Genomic DNA, 17696 nt, shown 5'->3' with positions numbered 1-17696 from the left:
TTGGTTTCGCATTTAAAATATATAACACCCTTTGGTTTCATGTCAATTATTTTTTTAATAGGATGTTAAACATAGTTGTTGATTTCCTCTCCAGGCGCTCGCTTTCCACCCCAATCAACTTTGTTAAAAAATCAACATTGTTCTTTAACAAAGCCTTTTAATAAAAAAGGCAACTCTACAATTAGTAAAGTCACCTTAATAGACCTGTTTCATTCAATAAATAGATTTATTAAAAACTTAAAAAAAATCAATTTCCCGTACTGCCTGCAGCAGTTCCATTACTACTTCTTCTTTTTTGAATGGCATTGACTCCCATTATAACCGCAATTAATTCCTCTGAACGGAGACTCTCTTTAAGATTAGTTAATTGAAAAGCTGGGGAGGCAAAGAATCCGCTTACTTTTTCAAATTTGGCTATTTGGTTCGATTGTTCATCAAATACCTCATATTCACGGGAGAAAGCCTCTGCTTCAATGATATAAACACCTCGATCAAAGGCATTATATTCATATTTTTTAGCAAAGAAGGTTAACTTTTGTTTAAGGATCCCTATTTCTTGCTCACAGCCGTTTAAAATTCTCCATTTATTGCTAAATAAACCAAATCTACCACTAATAATCTTTTTCCCATTCCCATCTATTACGTCAATACTAGAAGAAAAGGCGCTCTTAAGATCTAAATCCCCTACCTTTTCTTTTAAACTATTATAAACCTCCGTCCTGCCAGACGAAAAAAAATTATCTTTAAAATAAAGTGAATCCTTGTTCATTCTGCCACTCCTCGTAACTTTTTCTCTCTACCAATATTACGTTAAATTTTGGAAAAAGTTTCATTTAATAGAAGCAGAAGTTTCTGATACAATCAAAGTAAAATTTCCTCTTGAGGTATATTTATGATAAAAAATCAATACTTACGATGCGTCCAATTAAAGAGGAGTCAAGTGCCTTCTTTTAAAAAATATCCATTTAACCTGCCCAGTCTTAGGTCGTTGGATGAATTAGAATTCCACCCAAATGTAACTTTTCTCATTGGGGAAAATGGGATGGGAAAATCAACCTTGCTTGAAGCAATTGGCCTTGCATTAGGTTTTAATCCAGAAGGAGGTTCCCTAAACTTCAATTTTTCAACCTATGATTCTCACTCACCTCTTGGGGATTATATGAGGGTTATAAAAGGAGTTAATCGACCGAGTGATGGTTTTTTCCTGCGGGCAGAAAGTTTTTATAATGTTGCTTCAACTATTGAGGAATTAGATATGGAAGGCAGCGGTCCTCGAGTCATCGATTCTTTTGGGGGAGTCTCATTGCATGAACAATCTCACGGAGAGGCCTTCTTTGCCACATTTCTTCATCGGTTTCGTGGCAATGGGGTTTATCTATTGGATGAACCTGAGGCCGCTCTTTCACCGCTGAGGCAAATGTCGATGCTAACAAGAATTCATGACCTAGTTAAAGATCATTCCCAATTTATTATTGCAACCCATTCTCCAATAATCATGGCATATCCTAATGCGAAAATTTTTGAGTTTACAGAAGAAGGGATTCATGAATGCCCTCTAGAAGAGACCAATCACTATAAAATGATGAAACAGTTTTTTGATAACAAGGAAAGAATGCTTCATCATTTGTTAAATGGATAATTTCCATAAAAGAAGGCTGATTTCGTAAACTTTGTTGCTCTCTTTTTTGATTTCCTATTACCGAAACGGGGATCTATTCATGAATATGATTTTCTTATTTTTTGTACAAAGTTGATTGGAGCGGAAGGCGCGAGACTCCTGCGGGAGTAAGGGGCTGGGGAGACCCCGCAAGAGCGAAAGCGACGAGGAGAGGCTCCCCGGCACGCCCGCGGAAAGGCGAAGCGCCTGAAGCGTAAATCAACGGACAAGTCAAAGGAACCATTTGCAAAAAGGGGGCGCCCCTATAAGTTATACTTTTGGGGCACCCTCTTTCTTGGCTATTGAACAATATTTTTCCCATAAAAAATTTCGTCCATTTCCATTTTAATTCTTTCGGTAATTTCAATGTGTTCGTCAGGGGATAACTTGTCCTTTGTGTAACCAAATAAGTAATTATTTAAATCAAATTCCCGCAGCTTACATTTTGTGTGGAAAATATGCTCTTGGTAAACATTTACATCAATCATATCAAACATTTCGCCAACATCTTCAGGAATATAATTTTGAATCGAACTGATTTCATGATCAATAAATAACTTATGGCCACTTTTATCCCTAGTAAATCCGCGAACGCGATAATCAACAATCATCACATCTGTCTCAAACGACCGGATTAAATAATGAAGTGCCTTAAGCGGTGAAATTTCTCCGCAGGTAGAAACATCAATATCCGCCCTAAAGGTGCTAATGCCTTCATCTGGATGATATTCCGGGTATGTATGAACGGTAATATGACTTTTATCCAACTGCATGACGACTGATTCCGGCAACGGCCCAGGAGATTCCTCAAAGGATTCAGATGGCGCGTGCTCAACAGGACCTTCTGATACTAATAGAGTCACACTTGCTCCAGCCGGCTCAAAATCCTGACTGGCAATATTTAAGACATGGGCTCCAATGATGTCCGAAACATGTTTTAACATTTTGGTTAATCGGTCCGCACTGTACTCCTCATCAATATATTGCAAATAGGCCTCACGTTCTTCTTTCGTTCTTGTATAACAAATATCATACATATTAAAGCTAAGTGATTTTGTCAGGTTATTAAAGCCATGTAACTCAATCCGCTGCTCATGTGTTAGCTTCATGATATACTTTCCCCCTTTTCAAAAATCCCAAGTAAATATTTATAGATTACCCACTGTCTAATCATGTTATTTGCAAATATTGTTCATTTGTTTTTTCCAACATAATTTTCCCTTTATTGTGGAAAATAATTGAAGATGAGGTGAAAGAATGAAAAAACAAATTTCCATCGTATTTATTTTATTTTTGCTCATGCCAACCTTTGCAAAGGCAGAACCAATTGAGGCTCATATAAAAATGGCCTATATCAAAAATGGCTTCCTTTGGACAATGATGAATGGCAAGCAAGAGAAACAAACGAAAGAACCGGGTACTTACCCTTATGCCCCACAATGGTCGCATGATGGAAAGTGGATTTTGTACCAAATCCAAACAAAAGAAAAAGCCAGCTCGGCCTCTGAACATAGTACAGAAATATGGGTTTATAATATCGAAACGAAAAAGCATAAAAGGATTACGGTGAATGGCACGAATCCGAAATGGTCACCTGTCGAGGATTTGGTAGCCTTTAAAAGCGGTGGCGTGTTAAATGTCTCGGATCTTAAACATTTTTATAATATTGCTTTAGGAGTTGGGGATTATAATTGGTTCCCTGATGGCCGTTCCTTAATTACTTCCTCAAGTGCATCATTACGCCCTGATGGATGGACAAATCCAGTCCTTTATAAAATAACACTGGAAAAGAATTTAAAAAAGATTACAAGCTTAACTAAAAACGTAAAGCCTTTTTATACAATCCCGAAAGAATTGAAGAAAGGCAATATCAGTATTATCGCAATTGATGGAACTGATTTTCAGTTTTCTCCTGATGGCAAGTGGATTTCTTTTATTGTGGGGCCAACAGCGTCTTGGTCAATGGACAGTAATATGGTTTGTGTTATTTCTTCGGATGGAAAGAATTTCGAGGTCTTAGATGAGGTTATCCTTGGAGTGGATCATCCACAGTGGGCATTACATAAAGATTTAATCGGTTACATTGCCGGTGGTGGAAGAATTGTTTTTGGTTTCAAGAATAAAACCATGAAGGTCACTGAACTTCCGGCCTACAATACCCTCAGTCTGACCCCAGTGAATTTTGCTGAATTAGGATTCGGATGGAAAGATGACAATGCACTTTACGTTTCAAGGGTAAAAGAAAAAGAGTGGTCAAACGAAGCAATCAAACGCCCCGATCCATCCTTATTTTTAATCAATATAAATGACCAGAAGCAGACTCAGATTACTCATCCACCAGCAGGCTTGGGGGATTACAGCCCGGTTTATATTCCTTCTGTCAGCAAGGTAACTTGGTTGCGAAAAAAAGATATTGCATCTGCTGAGGAAGATTTATGGATTGCAGATCAGGATGGAAAAAATGCAAAGCTATGGATTAAAAATATCGGCGGTTATTCGGTTTACGAAAATCAAAAACATTAGCAACCAAATGGAAAAGCAGCCAGGACTGGCTGCTTTTTCCTAGCTTTATTCTATTTCACTTGAAACTCCATCAATAACTCCACTTCTTCCTTCGTTAGTTCGCGATATTCGCCAAGTTCGAGTGTCTCATCCAGAGCCAGCGGCCCCATCGAAATTCGCTGAAGGTATACGACCTTTTTCCCAACCGCTTCGAACATTCTCTTTACTTGATGAAATTTCCCTTCGGTAATCGTAAGTTCAATATCAGAACGAATCCCTGATTTTAAAATTTTTAACTCGCCTGGCTTTGTTTTATAGCCATCATCAAGTGTGACCCCATCTCCGAAAGCACGGACATCTTCCTCCGTTACCTCTTGGTCAATTACGGCAAAGTATGTCTTTGGGACATGCTTTTTAGGAGAAAGTAAGCGATGGGCCAATTGACCATCATTCGTAATCAAAAGCAGACCTTCTGTATCCTTGTCCAGTCTACCGACAGGAAAGGGCTCATACACTTGATCCTCAAGCTCCAATATGTCAATAACCGTTTCACAGGAATTATCCTCAGTAGCTGATAAAACCCCTTGCGGTTTGTTCATCATCAAATAAATAAACTCTTTATATTCAATTACTTCACCATTTAGTGTCACGGTTTCTTGATTAGGCTCCACATGCTGTTTCGCATCTTTTACAACAACATCGTTTACTTTTACGGCACCGCTTTTTAGAAGCTGTTTTACTTCTTTACGGCTCCCATATCCAAGATTCGCCAGCATTTTATCAATTCTCATGGCTTACACCCCTTTTGAGAAGGTTTTTAAACTCTTAAATGCAGCTTTTGCTTTATCCGGTCAACGCGGTCACCAAATAATCGGTTGATCAATCCTGATTTTAAACCAAGATAAAAATAGATTACTGCTCCCACTGCTGCCGTAATGACAATGATAATAAGAGACTGCCCTTTAGAAGCAGGTGAAAGGAATAACGTTAATAACCGATAAACGATTTCACAGCCTGCCCACATACAGCCGGCAAAAATGAAGATTAGTAAGCTTCTCCGAAAGACAAGCCGATACTGAAACCCTACAAATTTTTTAATTACGAATAAGTTAATCGCAATGGCTGCCATATATCCAAGAGTCGTTGCCAGTACTGCCCCTTGTGGTCCCCACTTTTGTATCAGTGGAATATTTAATGATAATTTTATCAATAATCCTACCAGCAAGGTTAAAACAGTAAAGCGTTGCTCATTAATCCCTTGTAAAATGGAGGCCGTTACATAATACAAGGAAAACAAGATTGCTACAGGAGCATATGCTCTTAATACTTCCACTCCCAGCATTTTATGCTCATAAAATACGGTATAAACAGGCTCAGCCAGTAAAGAAAGTCCAATGGCTGCTGGCAAAGTTAAATAAAGAAGTACCTGAAATGCTTGATTTAATTGGCGATTCAAACCACTTCGGTCTTGCTCAACGAATGCTTTCGTAATACTTGGCACCAGTGCCAACGAAAATCCAGTTGCAAGTGAGACTGGAATAATAACAATCTTATGAGACTCAAAGTTTAAAATGGAAAAAGCTGATTTAGCAAATTCCGTTGCCCCTAATGCACGGTAAAAGGTGAATTGATCGATGGCCTGGAATAACGGATTGTTGATTCCTACAAATACAAATGGGGCTGCATAAAGAACGATTTCTTTATAAATTTCTTTCAATGAAATATTAATGGTTCCTTTATCATGGATGAGAAGTTCATCCAAATAATGTTTTCTCTTATACCAATACCAAAATAGCATCAATAGACTTCCGATAGCTCCAACAAATGCAGCAAAGGTTGCAACACTAACCGCTTGAACCGTACTGCCATTTAACCAATGCAAGACAACATATGCACCTGCAAGTGTAAAGGCAATCCGGACAATTTGCTCAATTACCTGCGAAACTGCGGATGGCCCCATCGATTGATGGCCTTGGAAAAATCCGCGGATTAGACTCATAAACGGAACGACGATCAATGCAAAGCTTACTGCCCTAATAACCGTTGTGATATCCTTTAAACTTGAACCAACATCCTCATTTTTCGTAAACATCATTTCTGCGAAAAGCGGGGCAGAAAAATAGAGGATTAAGAATGAGACAAATCCGGTCGACAGCATAATCACTAAGCCTGATTTAAATAACTTGCGGCCAACAGCGTATTCTTCTAGAGCATTGTATTTGGAAATGAACTTTGAAACGGCAAGCGGTACCCCAGCTGTTGCAATACTGATAAAAATCGTATAAGGAACATACGAGTATTGATAAAGCGCTGTTCCCGAAGACCCGACAATTTGATAAAAAGGTATGACATAGAATAAGCCAAGAACCTTTGATAAAATCGTTCCAAAGGTTAATATAAATGTTCCTCTTAAAAGCTTAGACGACATAGAATCCCTTCCTACTTCGAAAAGCGTAAGCGCCTTGTTCAGCCTAAGGCAGCTGCTTGCGGGCCAGCCGGTGAAGTCGTTCTTTGAATTCATCGGCTGGCCCGACGCGACCTCGAGGGCCAGGCGCTGGAGCTAGACAGTATTCATGTTATAATTTTAAAATATGTTCTTCCTCAAAGTTAATTCGACTTTTTTTGCACACTATAGTAGTTTACAACTGTTTTCCCTTTGACGCTACTAGCAACCATATTAAATTTTTTTAAATATTGACTTTCCGTTTTCTTTTCAGAAAAAATGGTAAGGTTTATAATAAAATAATGTATTTCAATAGTTTAACCAAAAATTTCTAGGAACATAAAGTTGGTGAGAGAATGGAATTTGATTGTATAGTCATTGGCGGTGGTCCGTCAGGCCTGATGGCAGCAATAGCCGCCGGTGAAAAGGGTGCAAGAGTTCTTTTGATTGATAAAGGAGACAAGCTTGGACGAAAGCTTGCTATTTCAGGGGGAGGACGGTGCAATGTGACAAACCGGCTCCCTGTTGATGAAATTATAAAACATATTCCAGGGAATGGTAAATTTTTATATAGTGCGTTTTCCATTTTTAGTAATGAGGATATTATTGCTTTTTTTGAAAAACTCGGGATAACCTTAAAAGAGGAAGATCACGGGCGGATGTTTCCAGCGTCGAATAAAGCTCAATCAGTTGTAGATGCTCTCTTGCAAAAATTAGAAGAACTGAAGGTCCGGGTTTTTAAAAATACGGCCGTAAAGGAAGTCCTCTATGGAAACGGGCAGGTATCAGGCGTTACACTAAGGGATGGTCAAAAGCTAACCTCAAAATCGGTTGTAATTGCGGTAGGTGGAAAATCTGTTCCCCATACCGGGTCAACCGGGGATGGATACGCATGGGCAGAAAAAGCCGGGCACAATGTGACCGAGTTGTTCCCGACAGAAGTACCTGTCACTTCAAGCGAAGCGTTTATCCAAAAGAAAACCCTTCAGGGACTGTCTTTAAGGGATATTGAATTAAGTGTTTTAAATCCAAAAAGCAAACCAATTATATCTCATCGTATGGATATGATTTTTACTCATTTTGGGGTAAGCGGCCCAGCTGTTTTACGCTGCAGCCAATTTGTTGTCAAAGCGATGAAGAAGTGGAATTTAAAAGAGGTAACGATGAGCCTAGATGTCATCCCGGACAAAAAAGAGGAGGTCCTTTTTCAAGAAATTAGTAAGCTGGTAAAAAATGAACCAAAGAGGAGTATAAAAAACACCTTAAAAGGGATGTTTCCAGAGCGATACCTTCTATTTTTACTGGAGAACAATGAGATAGATCCTGCTGTACAGTGTGGAACTGTTTCTCATGAAAAAATTCGTAATTTCGCAAAAAGCTGCAAGCAATTTACCTTTAAAGTGAATGGCACCCTGCCACTTGAAAAAGCATTTGTCACCGGTGGCGGAGTTTCAGTAAAAGAAATTGAGCCACAAACGATGGGCTCTAAAATGATGAATGGTTTATATTTTTGTGGGGAAATACTTGATATCCATGGATATACAGGAGGATACAATATTACCTCTGCACTTGTAACCGGAAGGCTTGCCGGTACAAATGCCGCACTTTCTGCAAAAGCTAGATCCTGACAAATAATTGTCAGGATCTATATATAATCATCGCAGAAAAACAATAAATTTGTTCCTCCTCTTCATCCTCTGTCATTGCCGCAACATTGTATTTTATATCCAGCAGGCTTTTCTCATCTAAACCTTTTAAAAAACGATTCATTTCCTTTTCCAAATCCTTTTCATGCTCCCGGTCAAACAGTTTAACCTGAATCACTTTACTCTCTCCTTTTGTTTTTTCCTATCATTATTTCCTCATTTTCAGAATTTTAAAAATCAAAACCCGCAAAAATTTAAGAATAATTTAAGGTTCGGCTTTTAAACTACTATCAGAAAGAAGGAAAGGAGATAAGAAAATTGGATAAAAAACAAAGAATCTCTTGGGGCGTCAGCTTTGGGAGCTTGGCATTAGTCGCAGGGATGGTATCCTATCTCGGACTATCAAATGGAAATAATAATCAAGCAGCAGTGAGTCAAAACTCTCAGGCTAATCAAAATACAAATCAACAAGCACAAAATAATCTTGATTCCAGTGGAAATCAGTCATCAGGAGATTCCAATTCGAATTCAAATTTTAGTTTTGATGATGATCAAGCATCGCAATATGGGCAAGGGAACCGCGATGATTCTTTTCAGCAAAATCAAGATCAATTTTCTGGCGGTAGTCATTCATTTGGGCATCATGATGGCTTTGACACAACAACGGGTGGTACCTGATGTATCAATATCAATTTAACTCCATGAGTACAATGGTGAAAATCTCGATTAACCAAGAAATGTTTGCGAATGATTTGATGCCGATCTATAAACTTTTTGATTTAATCGAGTCCACCTGCAGCCGGTTTATAGAGGATAGCGAATTATCCCAATTAAATAAACAAATAGGCAAACAAGTAACCGTTTCTCCTGAAATGTTTTCGATCCTAACAGATGCTGAACAATATTTTCTTGAAACTTGTGGTGTTTTCAATCCGGGAGTATTAACTTCGCTTGAAAGCAGCGGTTATGTAAAATCAATTGAGCATATTAAAGGACAATCATTTAAATTACCCGGCCTTTCCCCGAATGTATTTCATAATAATAAACCATTTGTTTTAGACAAGAAACAGCAATCAGCCATTCTTTTTTCAAAAATTGACTTAGGCGGAATTGCTAAGGGCTGGGTGATTGACCGGGCAGCAGAATTATTAGAAAAAATAGGATTTGGCTTTATTAATGTCGGCGGGGATATACGCATTTTTGGAGCATTGCCGCGGTCATTAAATATTGGAATTGAGAGTCCATTTGATTTTTCCAACCTCCTCTCCTCCATTCAGATTGAAAGTGGTGCGGTTGCAACCTCAACTTCCATGAAAAGAAGGTGGAAGTTAAACGGGGAGTGGCAGCATCATTTGATAGATCCTCGAACCGGCCAGCCGTCTGAGAGCAATATTGTTTCAGCGACCGTGACCGCCCCCACCGCTGTTGAAGCGGATGTATGGGCAAAGACCGTTCTTTTATTAGGAGATAAGGATGGAAAGAGTTATATCCGCGAAAAAAGAACCCAAGCAGTACTCATTGATCAGGAGGGAAAAATTTGGAGAGGAGGAATTTTTGAGGGAAATGTTAGGTAAAAGAAAAAACGATTCCACTTGTGGAATCGTTTATTTGGTTTCACCTGTCCAGTTCATCATGCCGCCAATCATATTGCGAACTTTATAGCCTTGTTCCTGCAGGTAGTAGCAGACATTTTCACTACGGCGGCTTGAGCGGCATATGAAGATATATTCTTTATCCTTATCGAAATAATCAAGGTTGACCGGGATATCTCCCATCCGGATATGCTTTGCACCCGGAATCATTCCCTCAGCAACCTCTTCATCTTCCCTTACGTCAACAAGCTCCAGCTTTTCCCCTTGCTCAAGCTTCGACTTTAATTCTTCCGGAGTAATAATTTGAATTTCCTCCATATTAACCATCCTTTCAGAAAGCATCCTCCAGCTTTTTGCTGGAGGATGTTCAATTGTATTAGTTTGCCACGATATTGACTAGCTTACCCGGAACCGTTATGACCTTGCGAATAGTTTTTCCTTCGATTTGTTCCTTCACCCGGTCATCGTCCATGGCGATACCTTCTAACGCTTCTTTACTCGCATCTGTTGGTACCTTTAGCTTTGTTTTCACTTTGCCATTTACTTGGATGACAATTTCAACTTCTTCATCGACAAGCTTTGCCTCATCATATGCTGGCCATGTTTCATAGGAAATTGTACCACTGTGGCCTAACTTTTCCCAAAGCTCTTCTGCAATATGCGGGCAGACTGGTGAAAGTAATTTCACAAAGCCCTCCATATAATCCTTTGGAAGGACCGTTGATTTATATGCTTCATTGATAAATACCATCATTTGTGAAATAGCCGTATTAAAACGTAAACCTTCATAATCCTCTGTAACTTTTTTTACAGTTTGATGATAAATTTTTTCCAAATTAGCGGCTTCCTCGTTTGGCTGGATCTTCGGATTTACCTCGCCATTCTCTTCCACTAATAAACGCCAAATCCGGTCTAGGAAGCGTCGTGAACCGTCAAGGCCATTCGTTGACCATGCAATTGAGGCATCAAGAGGTCCCATGAACATTTCATATAAGCGGAGCGTATCAGCACCATGGCTATCCACGATATCATCCGGATTGACGACATTTCCTTTAGATTTACTCATTTTTTCATTATTTTCGCCTAAAATCATTCCTTGATTAAATAGCTTTTGGAATGGTTCCTTCGTTGGCACAACACCAATATCATATAAAAACTTATGCCAAAAACGAGCGTAAAGTAAGTGAAGCACCGCATGCTCTGCTCCGCCAATATAGGTATCAACTGGAAGCCAATGCTTTAATTTTTCTTCAGCAGCAAGTGCCTGATTATTTTTTGGATCAATATAGCGTAAATAATACCAGCAGCTGCCTGCCCATTGCGGCATCGTATTGGTTTCACGACGGCCTTTTTTACCAGTTTCTGGATCAACCACATTTACCCAGTCATCGATATTAGCAAGTGGTGATTCACCTGTTCCAGAAGGTCGTATTTCCGTTGTTTTTGGTAGCATTAACGGAAGTTCTTCTTCCGGCACAGCGGTCATTGCGCCATCTTCCCAATGGATAATTGGAATTGGTTCACCCCAGTAACGTTGGCGGCTGAATAACCAGTCACGTAAACGGAAGGTTACTTTCTTAGTGCCAATTCCTTTTTCTTCAAGCCAAGCAATCATCTTTTGAATTGCTTCTGTTTTATCTAAACCATTTAAGAATTCAGAGTTAATATGTTCCCCGTCACCTGTGTACGCTTCTTTTTCAATATCACCGCCAGCAACTACTTGCTTAATAGGCAGGTCGAATTGTTTAGCGAATTCGTAGTCGCGTTCATCGTGTGCCGGAACCGCCATAATTGCACCAGTTCCATAGCTTACTAATACATAATCAGCAATCCAAATCGGCATTTTTTCACCATTTACTGGATTTATGGCATAAGCACCTGTAAATACGCCTGTTTTCTCTTTTGCAAGATCTGTCCGCTCAAGATCACTTTTGGTTTTTACTTTATCTAAATAAGCATCCACTGCTGAACGTTGCTCAGCGGTTGTAATTTTTTCAACAAAAGTATGTTCAGGGGCAAGTACTGCATAGGTTGCTCCATATAGTGTATCGGGTCTGGTTGTGAATACAGTGAAGGTTTCATCATGTCCATCGATTTGGAAGGTGACTTCAGCACCTTCAGAGCGGCCAATCCAATTGCGCTGCATTTCTTTCAGACTTTCCGGCCAATCAAGTTCTTCAAGGTCTTCAAGCAAACGGTCAGCATAGGCAGTAATTTTCAACATCCATTGCTTCATTGGACGGCGTTCTACCGGATGTCCTCCACGTTCGCTTTTTCCATCGATGACTTCTTCATTTGCTAATACGGTTCCAAGTGCCGGACACCAGTTAACCGCCACTTCATCAATATAAGCAAGACCCTTTTCCCATAGTTTCAAGAAAATCCACTGGGTCCATTTATAATATTCAGGATCAGTTGTGTTTACTTCACGGTCCCAATCGTAAGAAAAACCTAGTGATTTAATTTGTCTGCGGAACGTGTTAATATTGTGTTCGGTGAATTCTGCCGGGTCATTTCCGGTATCCAACGCATATTGTTCTGCAGGTAAACCAAAGGCATCCCAGCCCATTGGGTGAAGAACATTATAGCCCTGCATCCGTTTCGTACGTGAAAGAATATCTGTTGCTGTATAGCCTTCAGGGTGTCCGACATGAAGTCCGGCACCGGAAGGATATGGAAACATATCAAGCGCATAGAATTTTCGTTTATCATACTCTTCGCTTGTTTTGAATGTTTTCTCTTCTTCCCACTTCTTTTGCCACTTCTTTTCGATTTGTTGATGGTCGAAACTCATAAGATTTTCCTCCTTAAAAATAAAAAAACTCTCATCCCTAAACAGGGACGAGAGGATTGTATGTATCTTCCCGCGGTACCACCCACATTAGTGTTAAAACACTCGCTTCATTATCCTTAACGCGGTAAACGGCAAACATTACTATTCTTTCGTGCCTGCAACTCCTAGGCGAGTTCATGATGTACCCGATTGACTTTCACCAGCCGTCAACTCTCTAAACGGGCAGGAACCATTACTATTCCTAATCCATGTCTTTCAATATAAAGATATACGGATATTGTATAAAATTTCCCGGCAATTTGCAAGATAACAAAAGCCTAAATTCAGAATTGCCGCATTCCTTCTCTTTTAAACATAAAAATAGACAAAGAGGTTAAAAAAACCACTTTGTCCATTCCATACGGACAAATCCTCAGATTTGTCCACGAACGGTGCCTGTCACCGTTGCGCGGTCATAGATTAGGGTTGTGACGATAGCCACCAAAAATAATGCGATTAATACTGTAAATAAAGTGGACATGCTGTATAGATCGACGATTATTCCGCCTAATAGCGGACCGAGCATCCTGCCGCCGGTGGCAGTGCTATTGACAATTCCTTGGTAGAATCCTTCACGACCCTTAGGTGATAAGGCAAAAGCAACTGTTGGGACCGCGGGCCAAATAAACATTTCCCCAATTGTTAAAATAATCATCCCCATTAGAAACCCCAAAAAAGCATTTGAATTACCAGCTACGACAAATGAAATAATAAAAATGATGATTCCTGTCACCATCTGTACCTTTAACGAAGTAACCCAGCGTTTTAAAACACTATTTAAAACTGGCTGGCCAAGAACGATGAGTGCACCATTTATCGTCCATAATAAACTATATTGTGATAATGAAATATGGATTTCCTGCGTATATGAAGCAATCGTTGTTGTCCATTGAACATAGGCTACCCAGCATAGCAAGTAACCAGAACATAGGATAAGTAATGATTTTAAATTCCTTTTGTTTTTTACCTGAATATGTTCTTCTTGCTTTTTCATTTGTTTTACGGTACTCACAGTAATATTCCTATAGCCAAAAACGGCAATGAAGAAAAATATGATATACATAACAGCATTTGCTAGAAAAATTAATTGCATAGAATAATCAGCAACAATTCCGCATAGAGCAGCCCCTACTGCTACACCCAGGTTTTGGGCAACATACACAGCATTAAAAGCTTTTCGACCACCCTCAATCCATACAGAACCTGCCATAGCGTACATCGAAGGAAAGATAATGCCAGTTCCAAGTCCAATGATGGTTAAAAAAATCACGTATTCCGGCCAGCCATGCCAAATCGAAAGGCCGATGATGGCAAACAATGAAACCCCAATACCTGATAAAATTGATTTATAACCCCCATACTTATCAAAAAAACTACCGCCAATTAGGTTACCAATAACACTTGCACCAGAGTTTAACATAAGAACAACCCCAGCCATTGATAAACTTTTTCCTAGATGATCATGAATATAGATTGTATTTAAAGGCCATAAAAAAGAAGAGCCAGTTGAATTCACTGCCATCCCAATAATTAACAGCCATAATGCACGCGGCATGAAAATTCCCCTTTACATATAAATATTTCGAAACCCTACATAAGTGTAGTGTACTTTTACCTAACGCGCAATCCTTTTTCATTGCCTTATTTCGACTGAAAAATCAAATATAAAAAACCCCCAACAATATGTTGAGGGTTAACAACTTATTAAGAAGATTGTTCCTTTTCTTGATGAAATTTCGATTTTACTGGTTGACCGCCTGTCTCTTCATATTTCTTTTTTGCCTGTTTTACTAAATCAACATCCTGACCTAACTCTAAATCGTTATTATTGATGCCATTCCTTGTTTTTTGTTCCGGATTTTGCTGTTTCGACCGTTTTTTCACCAAAGTTTCCTCCTCATTGGTTACTCAAGAATTTGTGTATTTTGATAAGGCCCCTGTAAAATCATTGTATTTTGAATCTGTTGCAGCTGTAGTCTCATTCTGTGCAGCTGCTCCCTTTGTTGTCCATTTGCAAATTGTGCCATTTTACAAACATCCTGATAAGTTTGTTCTAGTCCTTGTAGGGCATTCGTATAATCATCGTTATTATAATGTTGTTGAAGGCTGCCTTCCCGATATTGATCCTGGGCAAATCGAATAGCATCCTCACATTGCTGAATTAAATGACTCATTGAATCACGAGTAGCCATCTTAGAACCCCTTTCCTATTGCTGTAAACCCTGAAGCGCACCGCTTCAATCCTTATTTTGTTCTCGATTTCTTTTCCTATAACAGCAAATAAAATCCATTTGGATAAGCCTATACTTCATGATAAAATTTACTTTATGTGCTTCTTTATAAAATTTTTTAATAAGGAGGTTTTCGAATGATTGAAACGAAACCTTTTCCATATGCATTAGATGATAAACGTTACCATACGTGGAATTATCATCTTCGCCACCATTTCGGCCACAAGGTTTTTAAAGTGGCATTAGATGGCGGATTCGATTGCCCAAACCGTGACGGTACGGTGGCTCATGGAGGCTGTACCTTTTGCAGCGCTTCAGGTTCCGGGGACTTCGCCGGAAACCGTTCCGAGACATTAGAAACCCAATTTCTTGAAATAAAAGAAAAAATGCATACAAAATGGAAAGACGGAAAATATCTGGCCTATTTCCAAGCGTTCACAAATACCCATGCACCTGTTGGGGTCCTTCGTGAGAAATATGAAGCAGTACTCAAACAGGAAGGCGTTGTGGGCCTGTCGATTGCCACCCGCCCGGACTGTCTTCCAGATGATGTGGTGGAATATCTGGCTGAATTAAATGAAAGAACTTATCTTTGGGTCGAGCTTGGTTTACAGACTGTTCATGAGCGGACAGCCATGTTAATTAACCGCGCTCATGATTTTCGATGCTATGTTGAGGGAGTTAACAAGTTACGAAAACATGGGATTCGCATTTGCTCTCATATAATTAACGGCCTGCCGCTTGAAACGAATGAAATGATGATGGAGACTGCTCGTGAGGTCGCAAAATTAGATGTTCAAGGGATTAAAATCCATTTACTTCACCTTTTAAAAGGGACACCAATGGTAAAACAATATGAAAAAGGTATGCTAGAGTTTCTTTCCCAAGAAAACTATGTAAGCCTAGTATGTGACCAATTAGAAATTTTACCACCCGAAATGATTGTCCATCGCATTACCGGTGATGGACCAATTGACTTAATGGTTGGACCAATGTGGAGTGTAAATAAATGGGAAGTTTTGAATGCAATTAATGCTGAGCTAAAAAGAAGAAACAGCTGGCAGGGGAAATTTTTTCAAAAGGGGAATATCCAATGAAATTAGAGCGGATTCTTCCTTTTGCAAAACAGTTACTAGCCAAAGCTGTAAAACCTGGTGATATTGCTGTTGATGCAACACTTGGGAACGGACACGATAGCCTATTTTTAGCGGAGCTTGTCGGCGAAAATGGTAAAGTATATGGTTTTGATATTCAAGAAGAAGCCATAGAAGCAAGTAAAGAACGGCTGTCCGAGCATAACATGCACGAACGGGTAACACTTTTTCATGAAGGACACGAGAAAATTAAACAAAAAATTCCCGCTGCTGATTACGGAAAAATAACAGGAGCAATTTTTAACCTCGGATATCTACCAGGCAGCGATAAAACGGTTGTCACAAAACCTGAAACGACTATTGCAGCGGTTGAGCAGCTTTTAAACATAATGGAGCCTGAAGGAATCATTATTCTTGTCATTTATCACGGTCATTCTGAAGGTGCATTTGAGCGTGATGCGGTACTAGAGTATTGTCAAACACTCGACCAAAAGTCTGCTCATGTCCTAATGTATCAATTTATCAACCAACAAAATCATCCGCCATTTATTGTGGCGATTGAAAAACGTTAAAAACCAGGTTTGAAAAGGCCTGGTTTTTTACTTTATCAATCTTGTAGCAAATGATGGCACCCATTTTTGAAAAGAACGATAAGCTAGTCCATTTATAAAAAAGAAGTAGCTAATGATTCCGCCGGTCTTTATGATTTCCTTTGCTAATTTCCGAACATTCTTTTGTTTTCTTACTTTTCGATCCGATAAATAAATCCCTAACAAACCGCGATTAATCAACTGGTGGAATTTCTTGTGAGGAAGGTATTCTGTATGACGGTCAGCTTCTAAAACAAAGTGTTTCAACCTTTTAAAGAGCTTTTCCTGATTTTCATAATAGAAACAAAAATTTAAATCTCCTCCCTCAATATCTTCCTCTTGATCAATAAAATAATCTAATAAAATATGCAGGCCTTGTATATAAGGAAAATAACCTTTACGGATATTTTCCCCATCCTTCTCCTGGAAATCCTCCCGCATCGCATAGGAAATAAGGCAAAAAATCCCAAGTGTAGAACCAGAGCATGCAGAAAACTCGTACCATTCCATGTCTGGAAGTTGACTTTTATAAAGATTAAACCAATTTTCCAACCTAGGTACCCGCTCTTCTTTTACCACATGCTTGTGAATTTGCAGATCACAATAATAGCTGCAAAGCTCTAGAAGGTATTTCTTGATTAACTCATAATTTCCCATTTCGTTTAATACCGAACGACATGTTTCAGCCAAATCATTTAAATAATCATCATCATCCTGGTCTTCACGAAGGCGATAATAATTTTTCCTTGTTGCTTCAATTGATAGTGCATCTGTCATGGATTCGTGAAGTGCGGCAAAATCGTTTGGATCAAGGGATGTACTACGGTCACAAAGATTGTCCAAATAATCGCTAATGGTTTGATAAGCAACAATAAATTTAACGGCTTTTTTATAATGCTTATTGGCAGTTAATGCTAGGATTGCACCACCTTCACAATGGAAGGTTTTATGCTCAATGCTGGCAAGTGCCTGGGTTCGCAACTCCGAATTTGGAATATTTTCTGCGCGTTTTTTCCAGTAGCCTAATTCTTGGTGCACAGCCGGAATGATTTTACGGTATACGTTTGACATTAGATTGATTGGCATCATCGAAAAACTCATCATTCCA

18 protein-coding genes and 1 other annotated feature are annotated in these 17696 nt (G+C 39.2%); of the genes, 7 read left to right on the top strand and 11 right to left on the bottom strand.

The window, feature by feature from the left end; genetic code table 11:
* Positions 1–247: 247 nt before the first annotated feature.
* Positions 248–769 carry an LURP-one-related/scramblase family protein gene (locus E2K98_RS10980; protein ID WP_133334289.1) on the bottom strand — a complete coding sequence of 174 codons (522 nt, stop codon included), beginning with the start codon at positions 767–769 and terminating at the stop codon, positions 248–250.
* A gap of 123 nt (positions 770–892) precedes the next feature.
* On the opposite strand from E2K98_RS10980, the gene E2K98_RS10975 reads away from it, so the two are divergent.
* Positions 893–1639 (top strand): AAA family ATPase, encoded by a 747-nt coding sequence (locus E2K98_RS10975; RefSeq protein ID WP_208025355.1) that lies wholly within the window; start codon positions 893–895, stop codon positions 1637–1639.
* 317 nt (positions 1640–1956) lie between these two features.
* Here the strand turns inward: E2K98_RS10975 and speD are convergent, their stop codons facing one another.
* On the bottom strand, positions 1957–2766 hold the full coding sequence (speD, locus tag E2K98_RS10970) for an adenosylmethionine decarboxylase (RefSeq protein ID WP_026572142.1): 810 nt from the start codon (positions 2764–2766) through the stop codon (positions 1957–1959).
* Between the two features lie 148 nt (positions 2767–2914).
* On the opposite strand from speD, the gene E2K98_RS10965 reads away from it, so the two are divergent.
* The gene (locus E2K98_RS10965; RefSeq protein ID WP_133334287.1) at positions 2915–4180 is read left to right on the top strand and encodes a TolB family protein; all 1266 of its coding nucleotides are present in this window, start codon (positions 2915–2917) and stop codon (positions 4178–4180) included.
* Between the two features lie 50 nt (positions 4181–4230).
* Here the strand turns inward: E2K98_RS10965 and E2K98_RS10960 are convergent, their stop codons facing one another.
* Positions 4231–4950, bottom strand: coding sequence for a pseudouridine synthase (locus E2K98_RS10960; protein WP_133334286.1), 720 nt, complete (start codon positions 4948–4950; stop codon positions 4231–4233).
* A gap of 26 nt (positions 4951–4976) precedes the next feature.
* The gene (locus E2K98_RS10955) at positions 4977–6587 is read right to left on the bottom strand and encodes a putative polysaccharide biosynthesis protein (RefSeq protein ID WP_133334285.1); all 1611 of its coding nucleotides are present in this window, start codon (positions 6585–6587) and stop codon (positions 4977–4979) included.
* A gap of 371 nt (positions 6588–6958) precedes the next feature.
* On the opposite strand from E2K98_RS10955, the gene E2K98_RS10950 reads away from it, so the two are divergent.
* On the top strand, positions 6959–8230 hold the full coding sequence (locus E2K98_RS10950) for a BaiN/RdsA family NAD(P)/FAD-dependent oxidoreductase (RefSeq protein ID WP_133334284.1): 1272 nt from the start codon (positions 6959–6961) through the stop codon (positions 8228–8230).
* Positions 8231–8240: 10 nt separating this feature from the next.
* Here the strand turns inward: E2K98_RS10950 and E2K98_RS10945 are convergent, their stop codons facing one another.
* Positions 8241–8426, bottom strand: a complete 186-nt coding sequence (locus E2K98_RS10945; protein ID WP_133334283.1) for a sporulation protein Cse60 — start codon at positions 8424–8426, stop codon at positions 8241–8243.
* 140 nt (positions 8427–8566) lie between these two features.
* On the opposite strand from E2K98_RS10945, the gene E2K98_RS10940 reads away from it, so the two are divergent.
* Both E2K98_RS10940 and E2K98_RS10935 read left to right on the top strand, forming a co-directional pair.
* Positions 8567–8926 carry a hypothetical protein gene (locus tag E2K98_RS10940; protein WP_133334282.1) on the top strand — a complete coding sequence of 120 codons (360 nt, stop codon included), beginning with the start codon at positions 8567–8569 and terminating at the stop codon, positions 8924–8926.
* Complete coding sequence (locus E2K98_RS10935; protein ID WP_133334281.1) at positions 8926–9822, top strand: FAD:protein FMN transferase; 897 nt, start codon at positions 8926–8928, stop codon at positions 9820–9822. Before E2K98_RS10940 ends, E2K98_RS10935 begins: the two co-directional genes overlap by 1 nt.
* A gap of 30 nt (positions 9823–9852) precedes the next feature.
* Here the strand turns inward: E2K98_RS10935 and E2K98_RS10930 are convergent, their stop codons facing one another.
* From E2K98_RS10930 to E2K98_RS10910, 5 genes are all read right to left on the bottom strand, one after another.
* Positions 9853–10158, bottom strand: a complete 306-nt coding sequence (locus E2K98_RS10930; protein ID WP_133334280.1) for a rhodanese-like domain-containing protein — start codon at positions 10156–10158, stop codon at positions 9853–9855.
* Positions 10159–10216: 58 nt separating this feature from the next.
* A complete protein-coding gene (gene leuS / locus E2K98_RS10925) occupies positions 10217–12634 on the bottom strand; it encodes a leucine--tRNA ligase (protein WP_133334279.1) in 2418 nt (805 codons plus the stop codon).
* 40 nt (positions 12635–12674) lie between these two features.
* Positions 12675–12892: a binding site (T-box leader), on the bottom strand.
* 154 nt (positions 12893–13046) lie between these two features.
* A complete protein-coding gene (locus E2K98_RS10920; RefSeq protein WP_133334278.1) occupies positions 13047–14228 on the bottom strand; it encodes an MDR family MFS transporter in 1182 nt (393 codons plus the stop codon).
* Positions 14229–14377: 149 nt separating this feature from the next.
* On the bottom strand, positions 14378–14557 hold the full coding sequence (locus E2K98_RS10915; RefSeq protein WP_026572131.1) for a hypothetical protein: 180 nt from the start codon (positions 14555–14557) through the stop codon (positions 14378–14380).
* Between the two features lie 20 nt (positions 14558–14577).
* Positions 14578–14865 carry a YtzC family protein gene (locus tag E2K98_RS10910; RefSeq protein ID WP_026572130.1) on the bottom strand — a complete coding sequence of 96 codons (288 nt, stop codon included), beginning with the start codon at positions 14863–14865 and terminating at the stop codon, positions 14578–14580.
* Between the two features lie 176 nt (positions 14866–15041).
* Here E2K98_RS10910 and E2K98_RS10905 point away from each other — a divergent pair, with 176 nt between their 5' ends.
* Together E2K98_RS10905 and E2K98_RS10900 are read left to right on the top strand one after the other, a co-directional pair.
* Positions 15042–16001 (top strand): TIGR01212 family radical SAM protein, encoded by a 960-nt coding sequence (locus E2K98_RS10905; RefSeq protein WP_133334277.1) that lies wholly within the window; start codon positions 15042–15044, stop codon positions 15999–16001.
* Entirely contained in the window at positions 15998–16570 is a 573-nt protein-coding gene (locus E2K98_RS10900; protein WP_133334276.1) for a class I SAM-dependent methyltransferase, read from the top strand. The genes E2K98_RS10905 and E2K98_RS10900 overlap by 4 nt, the downstream gene beginning before the upstream one ends.
* A gap of 27 nt (positions 16571–16597) precedes the next feature.
* On the opposite strand, the gene E2K98_RS10895 is transcribed toward E2K98_RS10900, so the two are convergent.
* Positions 16598–17689, bottom strand: coding sequence for a tetraprenyl-beta-curcumene synthase family protein (locus E2K98_RS10895; protein WP_133334275.1), 1092 nt, complete (start codon positions 17687–17689; stop codon positions 16598–16600).
* Positions 17690–17696 lie beyond the last annotated feature (7 nt).

The sequence above is a fragment of the Bacillus salipaludis genome (assembly GCF_004358205.1).
The sequence above is the reverse complement of the archived record's forward strand: the minus strand, read 5'-3'. Positions and strand labels throughout refer to the sequence as shown.